Origin of the sequence: Burkholderia sp. Ax-1720 (assembly GCF_011753035.1) — a bacterium.
GTDB classification, from domain to species: Bacteria; Pseudomonadota; Gammaproteobacteria; order Burkholderiales; family Burkholderiaceae; genus Burkholderia; species Burkholderia gladioli.
Genome location: NZ_VWWK01000433.1, coordinates 1 through 1,177, shown reverse-complemented (window position 1 = coordinate 1,177; position 1,177 = coordinate 1). Strand labels below are relative to the sequence as shown.

The window sequence follows — 1,177 nt, the reverse complement described above, 5'->3', positions numbered from 1 at the left end:
CGCGCCCCGCTCGCGACCGGCGCGGCCGCGGCACGCGCCGAGCGCGCGCCGCCGGCCAGCAGCACGGTGTGCAGCTGGGCGCCGAATCCGCGCACGCGCTCCATCACCGACTTGTTGCGACGCACGAGGAAGTTGTAGCCGAGCACGGCCGGTACAGCGACGGCCAGGCCGATCGCGGTCATGATCAGCGCCTCGCCCACCGGCCCCGCGACCTTGTCGATCGAGGCCTGCCCGGCGATGCCGATCGCGGTCAGCGCGTGATAGATGCCCCACACGGTGCCGAACAGGCCCACGAAGGGCGCCGTCGAGCCGACCGTGGCCAGGAAAGCCAGGCCGTCCTGCAGGCGGTTCGAGACGCTGGTGGTGGCGCGCTCGATCGACACTTCGATCCAGGTGTTGCGATCGACCTCGTGCAGCAGCGCCTCCTCGTGATGCTGGCCGGCCTCGATCGCGGTTTCGGCGATGAAGCGGAACGGCGAATGTTCCTCCAGCTCGCTCGCGCCGAGCGCGAGCGAGCCGGCACGCCACAGCCGCTGGTCGGCGAGCTTCGCGCGGCGATTGGCGCGCGCCTGCTCGGCGAACTTGGTCAGCATGATGTACCAGCTGCCGAACGACATCGCGACCAGCACCAGCAGCACGAAACGCGCGACGAAATCGCCGTTGGCCCAGAGCGCGCCGAGGCCGTAGGGATTGACGCCGGCCGCGGCGCCGGCTTCGGCGGTCTGCGCGAGGGCCAGCGCGGGCGCGACCAGCAGGAAGCCGGCGGCGGCCGCGCGGGCGCGCCGCGCGGCAGGGAAGGACGAGAACGAGATCATGGTGACTCCGGCGGAATGCGAACGGCGAACAGCGCCGCTCAATTCAGGTTGAACGAAAACGGCACCTGCACACGGACGGCCTGTCCCTGCGCCTGGCAACGAAACTTGCGCACCGCCCCGAGCGCGGCGCGATTGAGCACCGGGTCGGCGGCCTGCTCGATCTTCAGGTCGGTCACCCGGCCGTCGGGATCGATCACGAAGGACACCGTCACGTCGCCCGTGATGTCGTTGTCCTGCGCTTCCTGCGGATAGACCACCGAGCGGCGCACCTCCTCGGAATTCGGGCAGACCACGCCGACCTCGCGCGCCACCGGCCTGGGCGGCGCGGGCGGTGCCGCCGGCGCGGCGACCGGCGGCGGAGC

The 1,177-nt window shown here is 71.6% G+C and carries 2 protein-coding genes; both read right to left on the bottom strand.

What is annotated here, in order from left to right; genetic code table 11:
- Nucleotides 1–815 (bottom strand): MotA/TolQ/ExbB proton channel family protein (locus F3J18_RS37455; RefSeq protein WP_166917201.1); only part of this gene is annotated, 815 nt, incomplete at its 3' end.
- A gap of 38 nt (nt 816–853) precedes the next feature.
- Nucleotides 854–1,177: energy transducer TonB (locus tag F3J18_RS37450; protein WP_166917199.1), on the bottom strand; the 324-nt coding region annotated here is incomplete at its 5' end.